The organism is Amycolatopsis camponoti, from assembly GCF_902497555.1.
GTDB lineage: Bacteria > Actinomycetota > Actinomycetes > Mycobacteriales > Pseudonocardiaceae > Amycolatopsis > Amycolatopsis camponoti.
Window position 1 is genome coordinate 2862766 of the sequence record NZ_CABVGP010000001.1, and the last position, 17342, is coordinate 2880107.

The 17342-nt window shown below is 72.0% G+C and carries 18 protein-coding genes; 1 reads left to right on the plus strand and 17 read right to left on the minus strand.

Going from position 1 to position 17342, the window contains the following annotated elements:
- Positions 1 to 6: 6 nt before the first annotated feature.
- Complete coding sequence (locus AA23TX_RS13560; RefSeq protein ID WP_155542878.1) at positions 7 to 807, minus strand: LLM class flavin-dependent oxidoreductase; 801 nt, start codon at positions 805 to 807, stop codon at positions 7 to 9.
- 366 nt (positions 808 to 1173) lie between these two features.
- Here AA23TX_RS13560 and AA23TX_RS13565 point away from each other — a divergent pair, with 366 nt between their 5' ends.
- Complete coding sequence (locus tag AA23TX_RS13565; RefSeq protein ID WP_155542879.1) at positions 1174 to 3048, plus strand: Calx-beta domain-containing protein; 1875 nt, start codon at positions 1174 to 1176, stop codon at positions 3046 to 3048.
- Positions 3049 to 3108: 60 nt separating this feature from the next.
- Here AA23TX_RS13565 and AA23TX_RS13570 read toward each other — a convergent pair whose 3' ends face one another.
- The 16 genes from AA23TX_RS13570 to AA23TX_RS13645 form a co-directional block, all read right to left on the minus strand.
- The gene (locus AA23TX_RS13570; RefSeq protein WP_155542880.1) at positions 3109 to 3462 is read right to left on the minus strand and encodes a hypothetical protein; all 354 of its coding nucleotides are present in this window, start codon (positions 3460 to 3462) and stop codon (positions 3109 to 3111) included.
- A gap of 335 nt (positions 3463 to 3797) precedes the next feature.
- A complete protein-coding gene (locus tag AA23TX_RS13575) occupies positions 3798 to 4607 on the minus strand; it encodes a class I SAM-dependent methyltransferase (protein WP_155542881.1) in 810 nt (269 codons plus the stop codon).
- A gap of 10 nt (positions 4608 to 4617) precedes the next feature.
- Positions 4618 to 5634, minus strand: coding sequence for a methyltransferase (locus AA23TX_RS13580; protein WP_196425308.1), 1017 nt, complete (start codon positions 5632 to 5634; stop codon positions 4618 to 4620).
- Positions 5631 to 6683, minus strand: coding sequence for a methyltransferase (locus tag AA23TX_RS13585; protein WP_155542883.1), 1053 nt, complete (start codon positions 6681 to 6683; stop codon positions 5631 to 5633). Before AA23TX_RS13585 ends, AA23TX_RS13580 begins: the two co-directional genes overlap by 4 nt.
- Positions 6684 to 6705: 22 nt before the next feature.
- A complete protein-coding gene (locus AA23TX_RS13590; RefSeq protein WP_155542884.1) occupies positions 6706 to 7152 on the minus strand; it encodes an SRPBCC family protein in 447 nt (148 codons plus the stop codon).
- 1 nt (position 7153) lies between these two features.
- Positions 7154 to 7399 (minus strand): acyl carrier protein, encoded by a 246-nt coding sequence (locus tag AA23TX_RS13595; protein WP_155542885.1) that lies wholly within the window; start codon positions 7397 to 7399, stop codon positions 7154 to 7156.
- A 29-nt stretch (positions 7400 to 7428) separates the two neighbouring features.
- The gene (locus AA23TX_RS13600) at positions 7429 to 8631 is read right to left on the minus strand and encodes a ketosynthase chain-length factor (protein WP_155542886.1); all 1203 of its coding nucleotides are present in this window, start codon (positions 8629 to 8631) and stop codon (positions 7429 to 7431) included.
- The gene (locus AA23TX_RS13605; RefSeq protein ID WP_155542887.1) at positions 8628 to 9866 is read right to left on the minus strand and encodes a beta-ketoacyl-[acyl-carrier-protein] synthase family protein; all 1239 of its coding nucleotides are present in this window, start codon (positions 9864 to 9866) and stop codon (positions 8628 to 8630) included. Before AA23TX_RS13605 ends, AA23TX_RS13600 begins: the two co-directional genes overlap by 4 nt.
- Before the next feature lie 14 nt (positions 9867 to 9880).
- Positions 9881 to 10297, minus strand: coding sequence for a cupin domain-containing protein (locus AA23TX_RS13610; RefSeq protein WP_230862479.1), 417 nt, complete (start codon positions 10295 to 10297; stop codon positions 9881 to 9883).
- Complete coding sequence (locus AA23TX_RS13615; protein ID WP_155542889.1) at positions 10294 to 10620, minus strand: TcmI family type II polyketide cyclase; 327 nt, start codon at positions 10618 to 10620, stop codon at positions 10294 to 10296. Before AA23TX_RS13615 ends, AA23TX_RS13610 begins: the two co-directional genes overlap by 4 nt.
- A 159-nt stretch (positions 10621 to 10779) precedes the next feature.
- A complete protein-coding gene (locus AA23TX_RS13620) occupies positions 10780 to 11103 on the minus strand; it encodes an antibiotic biosynthesis monooxygenase family protein (protein ID WP_155542890.1) in 324 nt (107 codons plus the stop codon).
- 11 nt (positions 11104 to 11114) lie between these two features.
- Complete coding sequence (locus tag AA23TX_RS13625) at positions 11115 to 12710, minus strand: FAD-dependent oxidoreductase (protein WP_196425309.1); 1596 nt, start codon at positions 12708 to 12710, stop codon at positions 11115 to 11117.
- Positions 12711 to 12756: 46 nt separating this feature from the next.
- A complete protein-coding gene (locus AA23TX_RS13630; protein ID WP_155542892.1) occupies positions 12757 to 13389 on the minus strand; it encodes a VC0807 family protein in 633 nt (210 codons plus the stop codon).
- Complete coding sequence (locus tag AA23TX_RS13635) at positions 13386 to 14174, minus strand: AfsR/SARP family transcriptional regulator (RefSeq protein ID WP_155542893.1); 789 nt, start codon at positions 14172 to 14174, stop codon at positions 13386 to 13388. The genes AA23TX_RS13630 and AA23TX_RS13635 overlap by 4 nt, the downstream gene beginning before the upstream one ends.
- Before the next feature lie 390 nt (positions 14175 to 14564).
- Positions 14565 to 15680 carry a methyltransferase gene (locus AA23TX_RS13640; RefSeq protein ID WP_155542894.1) on the minus strand — a complete coding sequence of 372 codons (1116 nt, stop codon included), beginning with the start codon at positions 15678 to 15680 and terminating at the stop codon, positions 14565 to 14567.
- A gap of 9 nt (positions 15681 to 15689) precedes the next feature.
- Complete coding sequence (locus tag AA23TX_RS13645; RefSeq protein WP_155542895.1) at positions 15690 to 17228, minus strand: DHA2 family efflux MFS transporter permease subunit; 1539 nt, start codon at positions 17226 to 17228, stop codon at positions 15690 to 15692.
- Between the last annotated feature and the right edge of the window lie 114 nt (positions 17229 to 17342).

Genomic DNA, 17342 nt, shown 5'->3' on the forward strand with positions numbered 1-17342 from the left:
CTCGACTCAGTGGGGACCCTCGCGCAGCACGCCGCGCACGTGGTCGACGGAAAGCGCTTCGGGGTCGAAGCCGGTCAGCAGCCAGGTCGCGCCGGCCCGCGCGTACGGCGAGCTGTCCGCGCCCGGGCCGACCTCCGCGACGTAGTCGAACGGCCCGGTGCCGGTGCGCAGCGCCTCGACCTGGGCCACGGCTTCGGCGAAGCGGTCGGCCGAGTCGAGGTTCACCGGGAAGTAGCCGTCGAGACGCGCGGCCCGGCGCATCGGGCGGGGCTTGCCGGGGAAGCCCGCCGCCCAGACCGGGATCCGTCGCGCCGGTGCCGGCAGGAACCGGATGCCGTCCACGGTGTAGTGCTCGCCGCGGTGGTGGACGACGTCGCCGGACCAGGCCGCGGCCAAGACGTCCAGGGCTTCGTCGAGCATCCGGGCCCGCACCCGGTCGTCGCACTCCTCGCCGGTGCGGGAGAACTCCTCGCCGAACCGGTCGCTGCCGAGGCCGACGCCCAGCGTGAGCCGGCCGCCGCCGAGCCGGTCGAGGGTGGCGGTCTCCCGGGCGAGCTTGACGGGGCGGCGCCGGGTGATCGCGCTGACCATCGGCCCGAAGCGCACCCGCGAGGTCGCGGTGGCGATCGCGGCCAGGGTGATCCACGGGTCGGCCACGGCGGCCACCGGCTCGCGCCACCGGAGGTGGTCCCAGACGAAGAAGCCGTCCCAGCCGGCTTCTTCGGCGTCGGCGGCGAGGCGGGCGACGAGCGCCGGGTCGGCCAGGTCGTCGAAGAGCGGGAGCCAGAGCGCGTGCTGGGGAGTCATACCGGAACGCTACCCAGGAAGGCGTCCGGCTCCCAGCACTCCCCGCGTTGCGACATCCGGGGGTAATTCGCGCGGTGCGGAGCGGAAATCGCGGGAAATCCGCCCTCGGGCCGATACCCGTGGTGCCGGAAAGCGCGATTTCCGTCGCTCGGGAGCGTGACGCTCGTCCGGCGTTCCCCACCCTTCGGCCTATTCCCGCGCTGGTCTGCGTAGCCCGGAATCCGGCCTGGTAGCCCCATCGGGATCTTGACACAGGGCGCTCCGGGTGACGTTCGGCAACCCGGCTAACGAATTCCCGCTCATTTCGTCTTTCCCAGGCAACCCGCACCCGATCCGGCACTCCGCCGGTCCGCGAAAGGGAAGTCCATGTCTCGAAGATCAGTTTTCGTCGCGCTGACCGCGGTCGGCGCGCTGCTGGCCCCGGCCGCGGTCGCGGCCGCGGCGCCACCGGGCGTCGACCCGGCCACCGTCGACCTCACGCTCGCCGCCGGGCAGAGCACCACCGTCACCAAGCACGTCACCACCTCCGCCGTCCCGCCGAACCCCGACCTCGTCCTGCTCGCCGACACCACCGGCAGCATGGGCGGCGCGATCGCGAACGTCCGGGCCAACGCCAACGCCATCACCTCGGACGTGCTCGCCGCGCAGCCGACGGCCCAGTTCGGCGTCGCGGAGTACAAGGACTTCACCGACTCGGTGCCGTTCAAGGTCAACCAGGGCATCACCACGGACACCGGCGCGGTCCAGGCCGGCATCAACCAGTGGGCCGCGGGCGGCGGGGGAGACGGGCCCGAGGCCGACCTCAACGCCCTCTACCAACTGGCCACCGGCGCGGTCTCGTTCCGCCCGGACGGGACCCGCATCGTCGCGTGGTTCGGCGACGCGCCGTCGCACGACCCCAGCGGCGGGCACACCCTCGCCGACACGATCGCCGCGCTGAAGGCGGCGAACGTCCGGGTCGTCGCCGTCAACGTCGGCGCGCTCGACTACGACGGGCAGGCCACGGCCATCACCGAGGCCACCGGCGGCGTGCTGCTCAACAACGTGCCCTCCAACCAGGTGTCCCAGGCCATCCTGAACGGCATCAAGTCCATCGAGGTGACAGTGGCACCCCACGTCACCAGCTGCGACCCGCAGCTGGCGCTCACCAACGCCCCGGCGAGCGCCAAGGTGACCAGCGGGGACGTCGCGACGTTCACCGAGACGATCGCCGCCGCGGCCGATGCGGCCCCGGGCACCTACCACTGCTCGGTCGACTACCTGGTCGACGGGATGTCCCGCGGCTTCGTCGAGACGACCACCGTGCGCGTGCTGGGCCTGAGCATCAATGACGTCACGGTCGACGAAGGCTCCGGCGGCGCGCCGGTGCCGGCCACCTTCACCGTGTCGCTGCTCGGCGGGGCCGCCCCGAACCCGGTGACCGTCCACTACGCCACCGCGAACGGCACCGCCACCGCGCCGGCCGACTACGCCGCCACCAGCGGGGACGTCACCTTCGCGCCGGGTGAGACGGCCAAGCCGGTGACGGTCCCGGTCGCCCCGGACACCGTCGACGAGCCGGACGAGACGTTCACGGTGACCCTCTCGGCCCCGGTCGGCGCCGGGCTGGTCGACCCGACCGGGGTCGGCACGATCGTCGACGACGACCGTGACGGCGCCTTCTCCTGCACCGGCACCGCCGCGAACGTCCTCGGCATCACCGCCGCCGTGGCGAACCCGGCGAACCTGCCCTGCGCCGACGACAGCAAGACCGTCCTCGACGCGACGCTCAACGCCGGCCTGATCAAGGTGCAGACCCACGCGCTGACCTCGTCGACCGACCTGAGCCCGGACAACCAGTCCGCGGCCCCGGCGGCCGGTGACCACGCGCAGGCGTCGGCCAAGATCGACAAGACGGTGATCAGCACGATCGGGCTGACGATCGAGCTGGGCGTGATCCAGTCCCAGGCGGCGGCCACCTGCCAGCCGGCCACGGGCGGGCTCGCCCCGGTGCTGACCGGCAGCTCGACCATCGCCTCGCTGAAGATCAACGGCGCCTCGGTCACGGTCGGCTCGGCACCGTTGACCATCCCGCTGGTCATCGGCTCGCTGAAGCTGAACGGGCAGACCGTGTCGAACGGCGTCGTGAAGCAGCAGGCGGTGGCGCTGGACACCGCGCTGGCGAAGATCGTGCTGGCGGAGTCCCAGGCCGACGTGCACGGCAGCACCGCGCACCCGGCGGGCAACCCCTGCCGGCGCTGACCCGGTGAACCACCCGGGGCGGGCGGATCCCCCGTCCGCCCCGGGCCGGGCGCCCGCGGGTCAGCGCACCCAGCGCAACGCGGCGTCGGCGCAGTCGTCGGGGCTGCTGTTGAAAGCGATGGCCGCGGCCGGGGCGTGCTGCCGGACCAGGTTGACCACGCGCTCGAACAGCTCCAGCAGCGGCTCGTGCGTGCGGATGCCGCCCCCGATGACCACGCAGGCGTAGTCCGCGGCCGCCAGCGCCGCCGCGACCTCGCGTTCCGGGTGGTCGTCGAGCGACACCAGGCAGTAGTCGGCCGCGAGGGCGTGCTCGTCGAACCGCGCCCGCCCGCGGGCGATCGCCGCTTGGACCGGTTCGGGGTCCCAGCCGTCCAGCTTGGCGGGGTCGAGACCGATGACCAGCACGCGTGTCATCGACGGGATGATACGCGAGCCGCGCCTTGCCGGACGACGCCTCGTCCGCCGACGATGGTGGCCGTGTCCGATGAGCGTCCGAAGGTCATTCCGCCGCTGCCCGGGGAGAACCACACCTGCGCCGGGTGCGGACTCGGCTACCCCACGCTCACGATCGAGCCGCCCGCGTCGATGTCCGGCTTGGACTGCCGGGGCGTGGTCGTGAGTGTGAAACAGTGTTCTAACCCTGTTTCTCACTCACGACCGTCGGGGACTCGAGGGCCGGGCCGCGGTTGCCGAACGGCTCTGACCGACTTCGACACAGGCCCTGCCCAGCGCGCCGCCCGCCGTCTCGGTCAGAACCGGTAGTGCAGCAACCGATGCGCGTACCGCAGGGGACGGGCCAGCTTCATGATCGACGCGGTGACGCGATCCTGGGCCCGCGCGTCGGCCAGGTGCGGCGAGTCGAGCAGGGACCACTCCTCCAGCAACTTCAGCCCGGGCACCAGCTCCTCGAGTGAGCGAGGATCGCCGACGGCCCAGCCGAACGACGCCCCGGTCGTCCGGACCAGGCGGGAGTACTTGGCGATCCGCAGCGTCCACGGCAGGACCGCGTCGAACGTCAGCTCGCCGTGCGGCAGGTGGCCCGTCAGCCGGCGCAGCATCGTCAAGCCGTCCGCCCGCTGCAGGTACGGGGTGAGGCCTTCGGCGATCACGAGCGTCGGCCGGTCCGCCGGGACGGCGTCGAACCACGCCTGCTCGGTGACCGAGGTGGCGATCACGCGGTAGCCGTCACGCGGTTCGTACAGCTTCTCCCGCAGCTCGACGACGTCGGGCTGGTCGACGTCGATCCACTGCACCCCGGCCGGCAGCGGCAGCCGGAACGCGCGGCTGTCGAGCCCGCACGCGAGGTGCAGCACCAGCGCGTCCGGGTTGCGCGCCACGAACCGCATCGTCCACTCGTCGAGCTTCTTGGCCCGGAACGTCACCGTGCGCCGGTCCCGGCCGATGAACTTCATCTTGCGGAAGTCGTAGTCGAGGCGGCTCATCAGCCGCTCGGCGCTCCCGTCGCCCAGCACCGGCCGGGGCGAACGGTTGTCCAATGCCTTGGCGTACAACGTGGCGAGCAGGGTCTCCTGCGCGCCGGTCAAGCGAATCTGCTCCACCGCGGTGTCCTCAGTCCTTGTAGCCGATGACCAGTGTGTCCAGCGAACCCACGCGCGCGACCTCGACCGTGCCGAAACCCGCTTCGGTCAGCCATTTCCGCGCTTCGTCCGGGGTGTACTCCGCGCCGCCCGGTGACGTCAGCAGCATGTTGAGGCTGCCGAGCAGGCTCAGCGGCCTGCCCCGGCGGCCGGCGTCGATCATCCGGTCGTACACCAGCACCGCGCCCCCCGGCTTGACCGACTCGTGGACGCGGGCCAGCAGCGTCCGCCGGCCGGACAGGTCGAAGTAGTGCAGGATGTGCCCGGCGACGAAGACGTCGGCGACCGGCAGCGGGTCGGCGAAGAAGTCACCGGCGGCGAACCGGATCCGGCCGGCCAGGCCGAGTTCGGCGGTGTGCTCGTCGAAGAACCGTTCCACCGGCGGGAGGTCGAAGCAGGTCGCGTCGAGGTGCGGGTGCTCGCGCACGAGGGTCGCCGCTAGGTTGCCCCGCGCGCCGCCGAGGTCCACCACCGACGAGTACCGGCTCCAGTCGAAGACCGCCGCCAGCGCCGCCCCGACCCCGCCGTTCACGGCGTCCATCGCGCCGAGGAACCCGCGGGTGGCATCGTCGTCGCGGTACCCGTCGAAGATGCCGCGGTCGCTGGGGACCTGGGCCCGGCCCGTGCGCAGCGCCTCGGTCAGCTTGCCCCACACCGGGAAGAGCATCCCGCCGGCCATCCGGGCGTAGCCGCCGACGTAGCCGGGCTTCCCCGCGACGAGGTGCCGCTCCGCGTCGGGGGTGTTGGCGTACCGGTCGCCGGTGCGCTCGAGAAGTCCCAGCGACACCAGCGCGTCGAGGAAGTCGGCCGCGCCACGCGGGTGCAGCCCGGCCCGCCCGCTCAGCTCGGTGCCGGTCATCGACGTGCCCGAGAGCGTGGTGAACAGGTCCAGCTCGACCGCGGAGATCACCGCGCGTGAACCGTAGAACGCCATGATCAGGTCCAGGATCCCGCCGGCGCTGTCCGGCGGCCCCTCCGCCGCGGTCACGCCGGGACGCATTCGAGCAGGGACCACCGGCTCGCCGCCGTGGTCGTGAGGGTGAAGCCCGCCGCGGCGAACAGCGTCCGCCACTCGGCCAGCGTCCGCTCCCGCCCGCCGAACAGCACGAGCATGTCGATGTCGAGAAACTTCGCGTGGTCCCAGACGTTCCCGGCCGCGACGACCTGGTCCCAGACGAGCAGCCGGGCTCCGCTGTCCCCGATGGTCGCGCGCACCCGGTGCAGCACCCGGAGCACGTCCGCGTCCGACCAGTTGTGCAGGACGCCCTTGAACAGGTACGCGTCGCACCCGCCCGGGATCGGGTCGGTGAAGAAGTCGCCCGGCACCACGGTGACGCGGTCGGCGACACCGTGCTCGGCCAGCACCGGGGCCGACGACGACGTGACCCGCGGCAGGTCCATCAGCACGCCGGTGCCGGCCGGGTTGGCCAGCAGGACCTGCGTGAGGAACCACCCGTCGCCGCCGCCGAGGTCCGCGATCCGCGGGAACCGGTCCAGCCGGTAGCCGGGCAGCTCGCGCCCGACGATCACCCGGCTGAAGTGCATCATGAAGCGCTCGAAGAACGCACCGGACTCGGGCTCGTTCTCCAGGTGCTCGAAGAACGACCGCCCGTGCACCTGGTCGAAGGCGGGCTCGCCGGTCCGGACGCTGTGCATGATCCGCTCGTACGGCTGCCAGGTGAGGTCCAGGTTGTTGTACTTCACCAGCGGCAGCAGGCCGCGCGGGTTGTCGGCCCGCAGCGCGTCGGAGACCGGGGTCCCGGAGAACGCCCGGTCGGGTCCTTCGGCGAAGGCGCCGACGGACGCCGCCGCCCGCAGCACCCGCAGCAGCGCGTCGGTGTTCGTCCCGGTCTCCGCCGCCAGGTCCTCGACCGTGCGTACGCCGTCCCCGATGAGGTCGGCGATCCGCAGCTCCACCAGCACGTGCACGACCTTGGCGAGCCGGCCCGCGCTGGCCAGCAGGAACAGCTGCCGGGCGTGGACGTCGTCCAGGGACGGCACGAGGCCCGCCCCCGGTTCGGTGTCTACAGTGGTCACTTGAATTCCTTCCGGGTACCGGTCAGGACGCCGATTCGAGGATCTTCTTGATGTGGGCCATGTTCTTGCGGGAGCCGGTGTCGAGCCGTTCGACCATCGCCGCGTCGTCGAACGGGGCGTCGTCGCGCAGTTCGAACTCCTGGACCCACCGCATGGTCGTGCGGCCGCCGGACTCGGTGTAGAACCACCGCAGCCGCATGTACTCGAACGGCCCGGTCTCCAGCCGGTGCGCCCGCACGGTGCGGGTCGCCGGGTCGGCGGTCCGGCGCGACACCCACGACCACGCCTGGCCCTGGTCGTCGGGCCGGGTCGTGAGCCGGAAGTCGATCGTGTCGCCGTCCCGGCGGAGCACCTCGACCGCGGAGTACTCGTCGAAGTACTCCGGCCACGCCTCGACGTCGTTGGTGAACGTCCACACGCGCTCGAGGGGCGCGTCGATGGTCACCGAGTTCTCGGTCTTGGCCGCCATGTCACGCCACCTCACGTTCGCGCGTGCCGTTGATGAGCTCCAGCGCGACGCGCGGGCTGGCCAGCTCGGGGAACTCGTCCACCTCGACGCCGTGGTCCTGCTTGAGCCGCGCCGACACCTCGATCAGCGCGAGCGAGTCGTACCCCAGGTCTTCGAACGAGACGTCCAGGATGTCGCCGTCCAGGTCGTACTCGTCGGAGTCACCCGCGCACGCGCGGATCACGTCGACGAACTCGGCCAGTGTCATGTGCCACCTCCAGTAAGGGCGATGAGTGGTCAGTGCTCGCGCAGGACGAGCGCGGAGTTGAAGCCGCCGACCCCGCGGGCGACGACGAGGGCGGTGCGCACGGGGATCTCCCGCGGGCGGTCCAGCACGAGGTCCACATCGGACGCTCCGCGGATGCCGACCGACGGCGGCACCACGTCGTCGCGGATGGCCAGGAACGCGGTCGCCACGTCGAGCGCGGCGCCCGCGGACAGCCGGCCGGTCATCGTCTTCGGCGCCGTCACCGGCACGGCGCGGGGCCCGAAGACCTCGGCCAGCGCGGCCCGCTCGGCCCGGTCCCACTCCGGGACGCCGGCGGCGTCGGCGAACACCACGTCGACGTCCCGCGGCTCGACCTCCGCCTGCCGCAGGGCGCCGCGGATGGCTCGCGCGAGCCCCGGCGGCCGGCCGGACCCCGGCTTCGGGTCGAACGTGGCCGCGTGCCCCGCGATCCGGCCGTAGACCCGGTCCACGCCGCGAGCGCGGGCGGCGGCGGCCTCTTCGACCACCATGATCGCGCCGCCCTCGCCGGCCACCCACCCCGACGCGTCGCCGTCGAAGGGCCGGTAGGCGCGGGCCGGGTCCGCCTCGGTGCTGAGCAGTCCGCTGGGGATCTGCGCGACCAGGCCCCACGGGCACAAGGACGCCTCGAACCCGCCGGTGACCGCGAGCCGCAGCGTGCCCGCGTCCACCAGGCGCGCGCCCTGCGCGGCGGCGTCGATGCCGCCCGCCTGCTCGGTGACGACGACCGAGCTGTGGCCCCGCATGCCGTGGCGGATCGAGATCTGGCCGGTGTTGACCGCGTAGAACCAGGCGAACGACTGGTAGGCGCTGACCCGCTCCGGCCCGGTGCGCCACAGCTTCTGCAGCTCGTGCTGGCCGAACTCGAACCCGCCGGACCCGCTCGCGGTCACCACGCCCATGGCGTACTCGTCGAGCTCGGCCGGCTCGACGCCCGCGTCGGCCAGCGCCCAGCCGGTCACCGCGAGCGCGTGCTGGGTCATCCGGTCGGTCTGCGTGAGCAACCGGCTGGGCAGGTGGTCCCGCGGTGCGAACGCCAGCACCTCGCCGCCGACGCGGACCGGGTAGCCGGCCGGGTCGAACCGGCTGATCACCCCCAGGCCCGAGCGGCCGGACAGCGTCGCCTCCCAGTACTCCTTCACCCCGGTCCCGTTGGCCGCGATGACGTCGAGGCCGGTCACCACCGCGGTCATGAGCCGGCCTTCGTGAGCACGGCGGCGCTCTGGAACCCGCCGAACCCGCTGCCCACGCTGAGGACGGTGTCCGTCGCCACCTCCCGGGCGGTGTTCGGCACGTAGTCGAGGTCGCAGTCCGGGTCGGGTTCGGCGTAGTTCGCCGTGGGCGGCACGACTCCGTGCTCGATCGCCAGGGCGCACGCGGCCAGCTCGATCGCGCCGATCGCGCCGAGCGAGTGGCCGATCATGGACTTGATGGAGCTGACCGGCACCCGGTAGGCGTGGTCGCCGAGACTCCGCTTGACCGCGGCGGTCTCGTGCCGGTCGTTCTGCTTGGTGCCCGAGCCGTGGGCGTTCACGTAGCCGACGGCGTCCGGCGCCCGCTTCGCCTGGGCGAGCGCCACGGTGACGGCCTCGGCCAGCTCCCGCCCGTCCGGCCGCAGCCCGGTCATGTGGTGCGCGTTGCACCGGGTCGCGAACCCGGAGACCTCCGCGTAGACGTGCGCGCCCCGGCGGCGGGCCGCGGTCAGCTCCTCCAGGACGAACATCGCCGCGCCTTCGCCGAGCACGAACCCGTCCCGCCCCCGGTCGAACGGCCGCGAAGCGTGGGCCGGGTCGCCGTTGTTCGGCGAGGTGGCCTTGATGGCGTCGAAGCAGGCCACGGTGATCGGGGAGATCGGCGCTTCCGTCGCACCGCCGAGCATCACCTCGGCCCGGCCGTCGCGGATCCGCTCCACGGCGTGGCCCACGGCGTCCAACCCGGACGTGCACCCGGTCGACACCACGGCCACCGGTCCTTCGGCGCCGATCTCCCACGCGACGTCGCGGGCCATCGAGCTCGGCACGTAGTGGTCGAACAGGTTCGGCGCCGCGAGCGTGTGGTCGACGAGCCACGTCGCGCCGCGGGAGCTGACCCGCGCGTACTCGCGGTCCAGGCTCATCGTGGCCCCGACCGCGGTGCCGACGCTGACCCCGGTCCGCTCGGGGTCGAGCGGGCCGGCCCCGCTGTCGGCAAGCGCTTCCCGGGCGCACGCGAGGGCGAGCAGCGTCGCCCGGTCCGCGGTGGCCGCCTGGCCGGCGGTGAACCCTTCGGCGATCGGGTCGAAGTCGATCTCGGCGGCGATCCTGGACCGGAACGGCGCCGGGTCGAACGTCGAGATCGTCCGCGTCGCCGTGCGCCCCGACGTCAGCAGGTCCCAGAAGGCGGGCGTGCCGATCCCGCCCGGCGCCCGGACCCCGATTCCGGTGATCACGACCCGCCGCCCCGTCACAGCCCACCGACCCGGGGCGGGCCCGCGTCCGGGAACGGGACCGGTTCGGTGTCGACGTGCCCGAGGTGGGGTTTCGGTGCCAGCGGGGAGATCTGGAACACCGCACGGGCGGGGACGCCGCCGGTGTTGACGATGCGGTGGCGCGTGCCCCGGACGACCAGCAGCGCCTCGTCGGCCCGCAGCTCGACCTCTTCGCCGTTGAGCACCACGAGGACGGTGCCGCCGACCAGGTACAGGTACTTGTCCGAGTACGGGTGGTAGTGCTCGGCGACGAACTCGCCGGGGGCGAGGTCGATCGTGCCCAGGAAGCCGGACGTGGCCCCGACCGAGACCGGGGTGAGCAGCGCGCGGGTGCTCCCGCCCTGCCGGTGGTTCGGTGCGACGTCGGCGAGGGCCACCTTGGGTGTGTTCACCGTGCGCTCTCCCAGCTGTAGAAGACTTCCGCCTTGGAGTCCTTGAGCTCGCTCCAGTCCGCCGAGTACGGCGTCAGGTACTTGCCGACCTCGTCGTTGACCTTCCGGAAGTGCGGGTTGCCGCGGGCGGCCGAGAGCGAGGGCATGATGTCCTCCTCCGCCTCGATGAGGTGGAAGTAGAGGTCGTGGAACCGGAACAGCGTCCGGCGGATGACACCGAGCTCGCCCGGCAGGCTGGTCCGGTCGTGTTCGGCGAACGCCGCGGCCACCTGGTCCGCGTCGTCGGGGTCCATGCGCAGGACCATCAGAGCCCGGTAGGCCACTGCTCCTCCTCGCGTCGGGTGTTGCTCTCCGGTCCTACTTTCCCGGTTCGTCCTTGGAGGCCGCTTGTAACCGGGTTTGCCCGCACAAATGTGTCTACAAAGGACGGAAGCCGGTGTGCGGACCCGAGTCCGCACACCGGCTTCCGGTGGTGCCGCCGATCAGTTCGTTTCGTGCACGGACGAAACGTCGCAGGGGATCGAGCGCGGCGTGGAGAGTGCCCGGCAGAAGTCGAAGTGCGCCTTCAGCCGCGGATCCGCGTGCATGGCCCGGAAGTGCCGCTCGCTCTCCCACTGGGCGTAGTTGACGACGTGCTTGCCGTCGTGGCTCAGGTGGAAGTTCGCCGACACGAAGCCGGGCAGGTGCTTGATCAGCGTCTCGGTCGCCTCGACCAGGTGCTCGTACAGCTCGGTCCGCCGGTCGGGCTCGACCGGGAAGACGTTGATCAGCGTGTAGACGTTCGACGGTGCGGTGATGCTTCCCATGTCCTGTCCTCTCAGTGCTTTCCGGCCGGCTTTTCGCCGCGGTCGAGGGTGCCCGCCAGCACGTCGCCGAGCTTGCCCGCGGACGGGGCGTTCTCCCCGCGCCAGGCCACGAACCCGTCCGGCCGGACGAGGAGCGCGCCGTCGGCGGCGAGCCGCGCGGCCTCGGTGAAGGTGCTGTCGAGGACGTGCACGCTCAGCGGCACGGTGCCCGGCAGGGATGCCGCCGCTTCCAGCCAGGCGGCGCCGTCCGGGCCGGTCAGCAGCGCGTACGACGTCACCGCGAGATCCACTGTGGACACTCCGGGGCGCACCCACACGTGGGGCACCCGGTAGCCGGGGCGTCCGGTCAGGTCGAACTCGCGCGGCACCGCGGTCGGGTAGCCCTCGCCCTCGATCGCGGCGGAGGTGTAGCGGTAGCCGTTGCCCACCACGGCCGCGTCGATCAGCGCCTCGCCGTCGACGTCGCTGTCGAGCCGGAAGGTGTGGCGCAGCAACGCCTGCCGCGCGACGGCCGAGCCGACCGGCAGGCGCTCGCGTTCGTAGGTGTCCAGCAGCGCGGCACCGGCCCAGCCGTCGCGCACGGCCGAGATCTTCCACGCGAGGTTGTGCGCGTCCTGGATGCCGCCGTTGGCGCCGAACGCACCGGCCGGCGGGTGCACGTGCGCCGCGTCGCCGGCCAGGAAAACCCGGCCGGACCGGTAGGAGCCGGCGACGTTGTGGGACATCACCCACGGCATCGTCATCTCCACCTCGACGTCGAGGTCCGGCACGCCGAGGGCGGTCCGCAGCAGCTCCGTGCACCGCTGCTCGGTGAGGTCGGCCGGCTCGGTCGTGCGCGGGTCGTAGAAGAACCCGTACACCCAGCGCTCCTCGTCGAACAGCTGCAGCACGCCGGGCGCCTGTTCGTTGGCCAGGTAGCAGATGACGAACCGCCGCCCCTGGATCGCCGGGTTCAGGTCGGCCTTGAACAGCACGCTCATCGCCGCGCCGACGACACCGTGCCCGTCGAGGCCGATGCCGAGCTGCTCGCGCAGGCCGCCGCCGACGCCGTCGGCCGCGATCGCGTACTCGGCCCGCACGGTCGTGCGTTCGCCGGTGCCGCGGTCGACGACGACCGCGGTCACCCCGTCTTCGTCCTGCTCCAGCGATTCGAGCAGCGTCCCGAACCGGATGTCGGCGCCCCGGGCGGTCGCCGCGTCGCGCAGGATGGGCTCCAGCCGGTCCTGGCCGCACCAGTGCGGCTTCATCGGACTGACCTCGTCGAAGTCGAGCGACGGCTCCTCGATGACGACGGCGTTCTCCATGTCCGCGACGCTCGTGGAGCGCAGCACCACCCACGGGATCTGGTCGCTGGGCTGCCCCAGCTCGCGCCAGCGGTCGCCCTGGACGAGCTTGGGCCCGCGGTCGGCGACGACCTGCGCGAGGCCCGCGTTGCGCAGCAGCTCCATCGTGCGCGGGCTGATGCCGGAGGCCCGGGTCAGCACCGTGGTCGTCTCGTGCTTCTCCACCAGGTGGCAGCCGACGCCCTGCTGGCCGAGGAACAACGCCGCGGCGAGGCCCGTCAGCCCGCCGCCGACGATCAGCACGGGGGTTTCCACATACGTCATGATCAACTCCATTGTTCGGGGGAGGTCGCGACCGGCGGAACGACGGTCAGGACCGGACGATGGCGAGCTCGGCGTCGACGGCCGGCCGGGCCGCGTGGCCGTACCACTGGGTCCAGGCGATGAGGGCGAGAATCGAACCCGCGCCCAATGCCGGGCACACCAGCGTGGCGATGTCGAGCGGCGTCCAGAACGCCACCGCGATTCTGGCCGCCGACTCGGCGAGCAATCCCGCCGTCCACACCGCGGTGGTCACCCGGTTCATCCGGCGGAATTGCGCCGAGTGCGTCCAGGAATCTTTCCAGGCTATTCTGTCGCCGCTGAAATCGCGCCGGATGTAATAGGTGAGCGGTCTGGCCAGGAACAGTGAAACCAGCGCGGCCAGCCCCACCGAAGCGGTGACCAGGGAGTCCTTGACCAGGACGACGCGCGCGTCCCCGGACAGGACACCCAGCAGCACCCCGAGCCCGAACCGGACCAGGACCAGCACGGACAGCGCGCTGACCGTGCGGTCCGCGGCGTAGCCGATCGCGACCCGGACCAGGGAGACCCCGCCCGCGACGACGAGGGCGAGCACGGGGGAGACCCCCAGCCGGCTGAGGACCAGGTAGACCGCGTACGGGATCCCGACGTCGACCAGCACCACCTTGCCGACCCGCGGCAGCGACGAGCCGCTGCTCACCACTTCGCGGCGAGCTGATCGAGGAGCGGCTCGATCCGCAGGCGCCGGTCGTCGAGCAGCGGGTCTTCGGCGAGCAGCGCCCGGTGCAGCGACTGCAGCCGCCCGGACGGCCGGAGCCCGAGGTCTTCACGCATCCGCTCGGCGAGCCGGCGGAACACCGTCAGCGCCCCGGACGTGCGGTCGCTGCGGTGCAGCGCGATCATGAACATCGCGTGCACGGTCTGCTGGGAAGGCTCCTCGACCTGCAGGGACGCGAGCTCGCCGACGACCTCGAGGTGCCGCCCCGCGCAGAGGTTGGCCTCCAGGAACATCAGCAGGGCGCGGTACCGCAGCTCGTCGAGCCGGGCGGCGTGCGCGCGGGCCTTCGTCCCGACCGACCAGTCGACGCTGATCGGCCCGCGCCACAGGTCGAGCGCGCGCCGCAGCGTCGCCGACGCCTGCTCCACCTCGCCGGCGGCCAGCTCGAAGGCACCCCGGTCGACGAGGCACTCGAATTCGCGAACGTCGAACTGGCCGTCCCCGACGCGCATCAGGTAGCCGTCCATGCGCGTGACGAGCACTTCCCGCATCACGTGCCGGGACGACTCGCCCAGCGCCTGCTCGAACAGCTTGCGCAGGTGGAACACGTAGGTCTGGAGGGTGCCGCGCGCACTCGGCGGCGCCGCGCCGTCCCAGAGCTCGTCGAGGAACACCGAGGTCGGGACGACCCGGTTGGCGTTGAGCACCAGCAACGACAGCACCGCGCGCAGGCGCGGCGCGGTCGGCGTGAAGTCGACGTCGTCCACCTTCAGGGCGAGTGGACCGAGCAGTTCGAAGCGCGGTGCGCGCGGCGCGACCGCCGCCCCGCGACCCGAAGATGCTTCCCGGGCCGCGGGCCCGGGCAGAATGGTCCGGCCTCGCCCCGACGCCACTGAATAGGCGCGACAAGCGCCACCGGTAAAGCTGTTTTGCACCACGAATAAACCCCCATCGCCGCGATTCAACGCTAGCGAGCGAATCCGCGCGAACGAAATTCCCCCACCGCGCCGTCTGTTTCAACGTTACGCGGTAACGAATCGTGTGCCATCGCCCGATGGGGTGAACCGATCCGGTTCGAGTTGCAGCAGATTATTATCGAATGTCACATCTCCTTTCTTCCGGATGGCCGGGTGGCCGCGTCGATTTCCGTGTGCCGTTCAGCGGTGACCGGCGAGCCGCCAAAGCGAGGTGACCTCGGCGGCGCGTGCCGCGTGCAGCGGATCGTCCGGATCGGACGCGCGGGGGTGGCGCGGCCGGGTGTCGGTCTTCCCGAGCACCGTCAGCCCGGCGGCGTCGATGGCTTCGAGGAGCTCGGCCCGCGAACGCAAACCGAGGTGTTCGGCGAGGTCCGAAAGCACCAGCCAGCCTTCGCCGTCGGGCTCGAGGTGCTTGCCCAGCCGGTCCAGGTATCCCCGGAGCATCCGGCTGCCCGGGTCGTAAATGGCGTGCTCGATCGGCGAGGTCGGCTTGGCCGGCAGCCACGGCGGGTTGCAGACGACCAGCGGTGCCTCGCCGGGCGGGAACAGGTCCGCCTGCACGAACCGCGCCCGCCCGGCGAACCCGAGCCGGTCGAGGTTTTCCCGCGCGCAGTCCAGTGCCCGCTGGTCGAGGTCCGTGGCCACCACGGATTCCACCCCGCGGGCGAGCAGTACCGCGGCGAGCACCCCGGAGCCGGTGCCGATGTCGAACGCGAGCCTGGTCGACGGGAGCGGGGCCGCGGCCACCAGGTCGACGTACTCGCCGCGGGCCGGCGAGAACACCCCGTAGTGCGGGTGGATGCGCGCGCCGAGCCCGGGCACCTCGACACCCTTGCGCCGCCACTCGTGCGCGCCGATCACGCCGAGCAGCTCGCGCAGCGACACGACCGCCGCGCCCTCCGCGGGGCCGTAGGCCTCCGTGCACGCCTCCCGCACGTCGGGCGCCCGGCGCAGGGGGACGACGTGCCCGGGGTCCACGGGCACGAGCAGCTTGCCCAGCAGCTGGGCCTGCCGGGCCTGCCGTTGGCGGTGCAGGTGGAACGCCTCGGTGGCGCTCTTCGCCGGGCGCCGCTTGCCGGCCCGGTCGATCCGCCTGCCCACGGCCTGCAGCAGCTGCCGCGCGTTCTGGAAGTCACCGCGCCACAGCACGGCCTTGCCGTCGACGGCCAGGCGGTAGGCCTCGTCGGCGGCGAGGTCGTCGTCGGCCACGACGATCTCCGCCGGCGGCGGCGCGTTGTTCTCCGACCGCCACTCCGCGGTCAGCTCCTCGCCGTCCTCGACCCAGTGGACGAGCATCGTTTCCCCCTAGACCACGGTTTCCCTGGTGGGCACATCCACCACGTCGGCTGCGAGTTCACCACGGACCGGCGCTTTTCGCAGGAGGAGCACGGCCGGGATCGCGGACACCACCATGAAGACGAGTCCCCAGGTGAACGCCGTGCCGAACGAGTCGGCGGCGGCCACCGCGGCGGCGTCGTGGGTGGCGGGCTGCGCGAGCGCGGCCCCCGCGGCCAGCTGTCCCTGGCTCGTCGGCACGCCGAACTTCGCCGCGAGCACCCCGGCGAGGATGATCGACATGACCGCCGAGCCGATGGCCCCGAACATCTGCTGGATGATGTTCGTCGCCGTCGAAGCGCGGGCGACTTCCTGGTGCCGCAACGTCTGCAGCGCGGCGACCATGATCGGCATCATGGCCGCGCCGACCCCGAGGCCCACGACGAACAACGCGGCCAGCAGCTGCCAGTACGCGGTCTCGGCGCCGATGCCGGCGAACAGCAGCAGCCCGGCGGCGATGGCGAGGATGCCGGGCAGGATCACCTTGCCGGCGCCGATCCGGTCGGCGAGCTTGCCGGCGACGGGCATGGTGAGCATCGCGCCGATTCCCTGCGGCGCCATCAGGAGCCCGGCCCAGAGCGCGGATTCCCCGCGCACCAGCAGGAAGTAGCTGGGGAACAGCAGCATCACGCCGAAGAACGACACCGAGAAGAACGCCATCGTCAGCACGGCCACCGAGAACGTCCGGTCGCGGAACAGGCCCAGATCGATCAGGGGGTTCGGGATCCGGGTGGCCCGCACGACGAACCCGGCGACCAGGACGACGCCCAGCCCGACGGGCAGCCACACCTCCGGCCGGCTCACGCCGCCGGCGCCCGGCACGTTCGCCACGCCGTAGAGCAGGAGGGCGAGCCCGGGCGACAGCATCAGCATGCCGGGGAAGTCGAAGCGGTCCGCCCGCTCCGGCCGGTCGCGGGGCAGGAACACGGTGGTGAGCCAGAGTGCGATCAGTCCGATGGGGACGTTGATGAAGAAGATCCAGCGCCAGGACACCGTGTCGACGAGCCAGCCGCCGAGGATCGGGCCGCCGATCGGGCCGAGCAGCATCGGCACGCCGAGCAGCGCCATCACCTGGCCGACGCGCTGCGGCCCGGCCGCCCGGGTGAGCAGGGTCATCCCGGCGGGCATCAGCATCCCGCCACCGAGTCCTTGCAGGACACGGAATCCGATCAGGGTCTCGATGTTCCACGACAGCCCGGCGAGCACCGAGCCGAGCAGGAACACCGACAGCGCGACGAGGTAGAGGCGCTTGGTGCCGAAGCGGTCCGACGCCCAGCCGGTCACCGGGATGACCGCGGCCAGCGCGAGCATGTACCCGGTGGAGACCCACTGGATGGTGGCGAAGGAGGTCTTGAACTGCACGGTGAGCTCTTGCAGGGCGACGTTGACGACGGTGGTGTCGAGGATCGCCATGATCGAGCCGAGCACCACGACGGCGGCGACCTTGAGCACGCCGCGATCGAGCTTGCCGGCGACGTCGCCGGACGTGGTGGGTCCAGAGTGAGACATGAAGTCCGTTCCTACGGGAGCATGAAGGAACCACGCGCCGCGGCGAGCAGGAACGAGTCTGGGGAAAGCACTGGTTCACGATCGACGAAACAGGCACGAACGGTTCGCGGATTC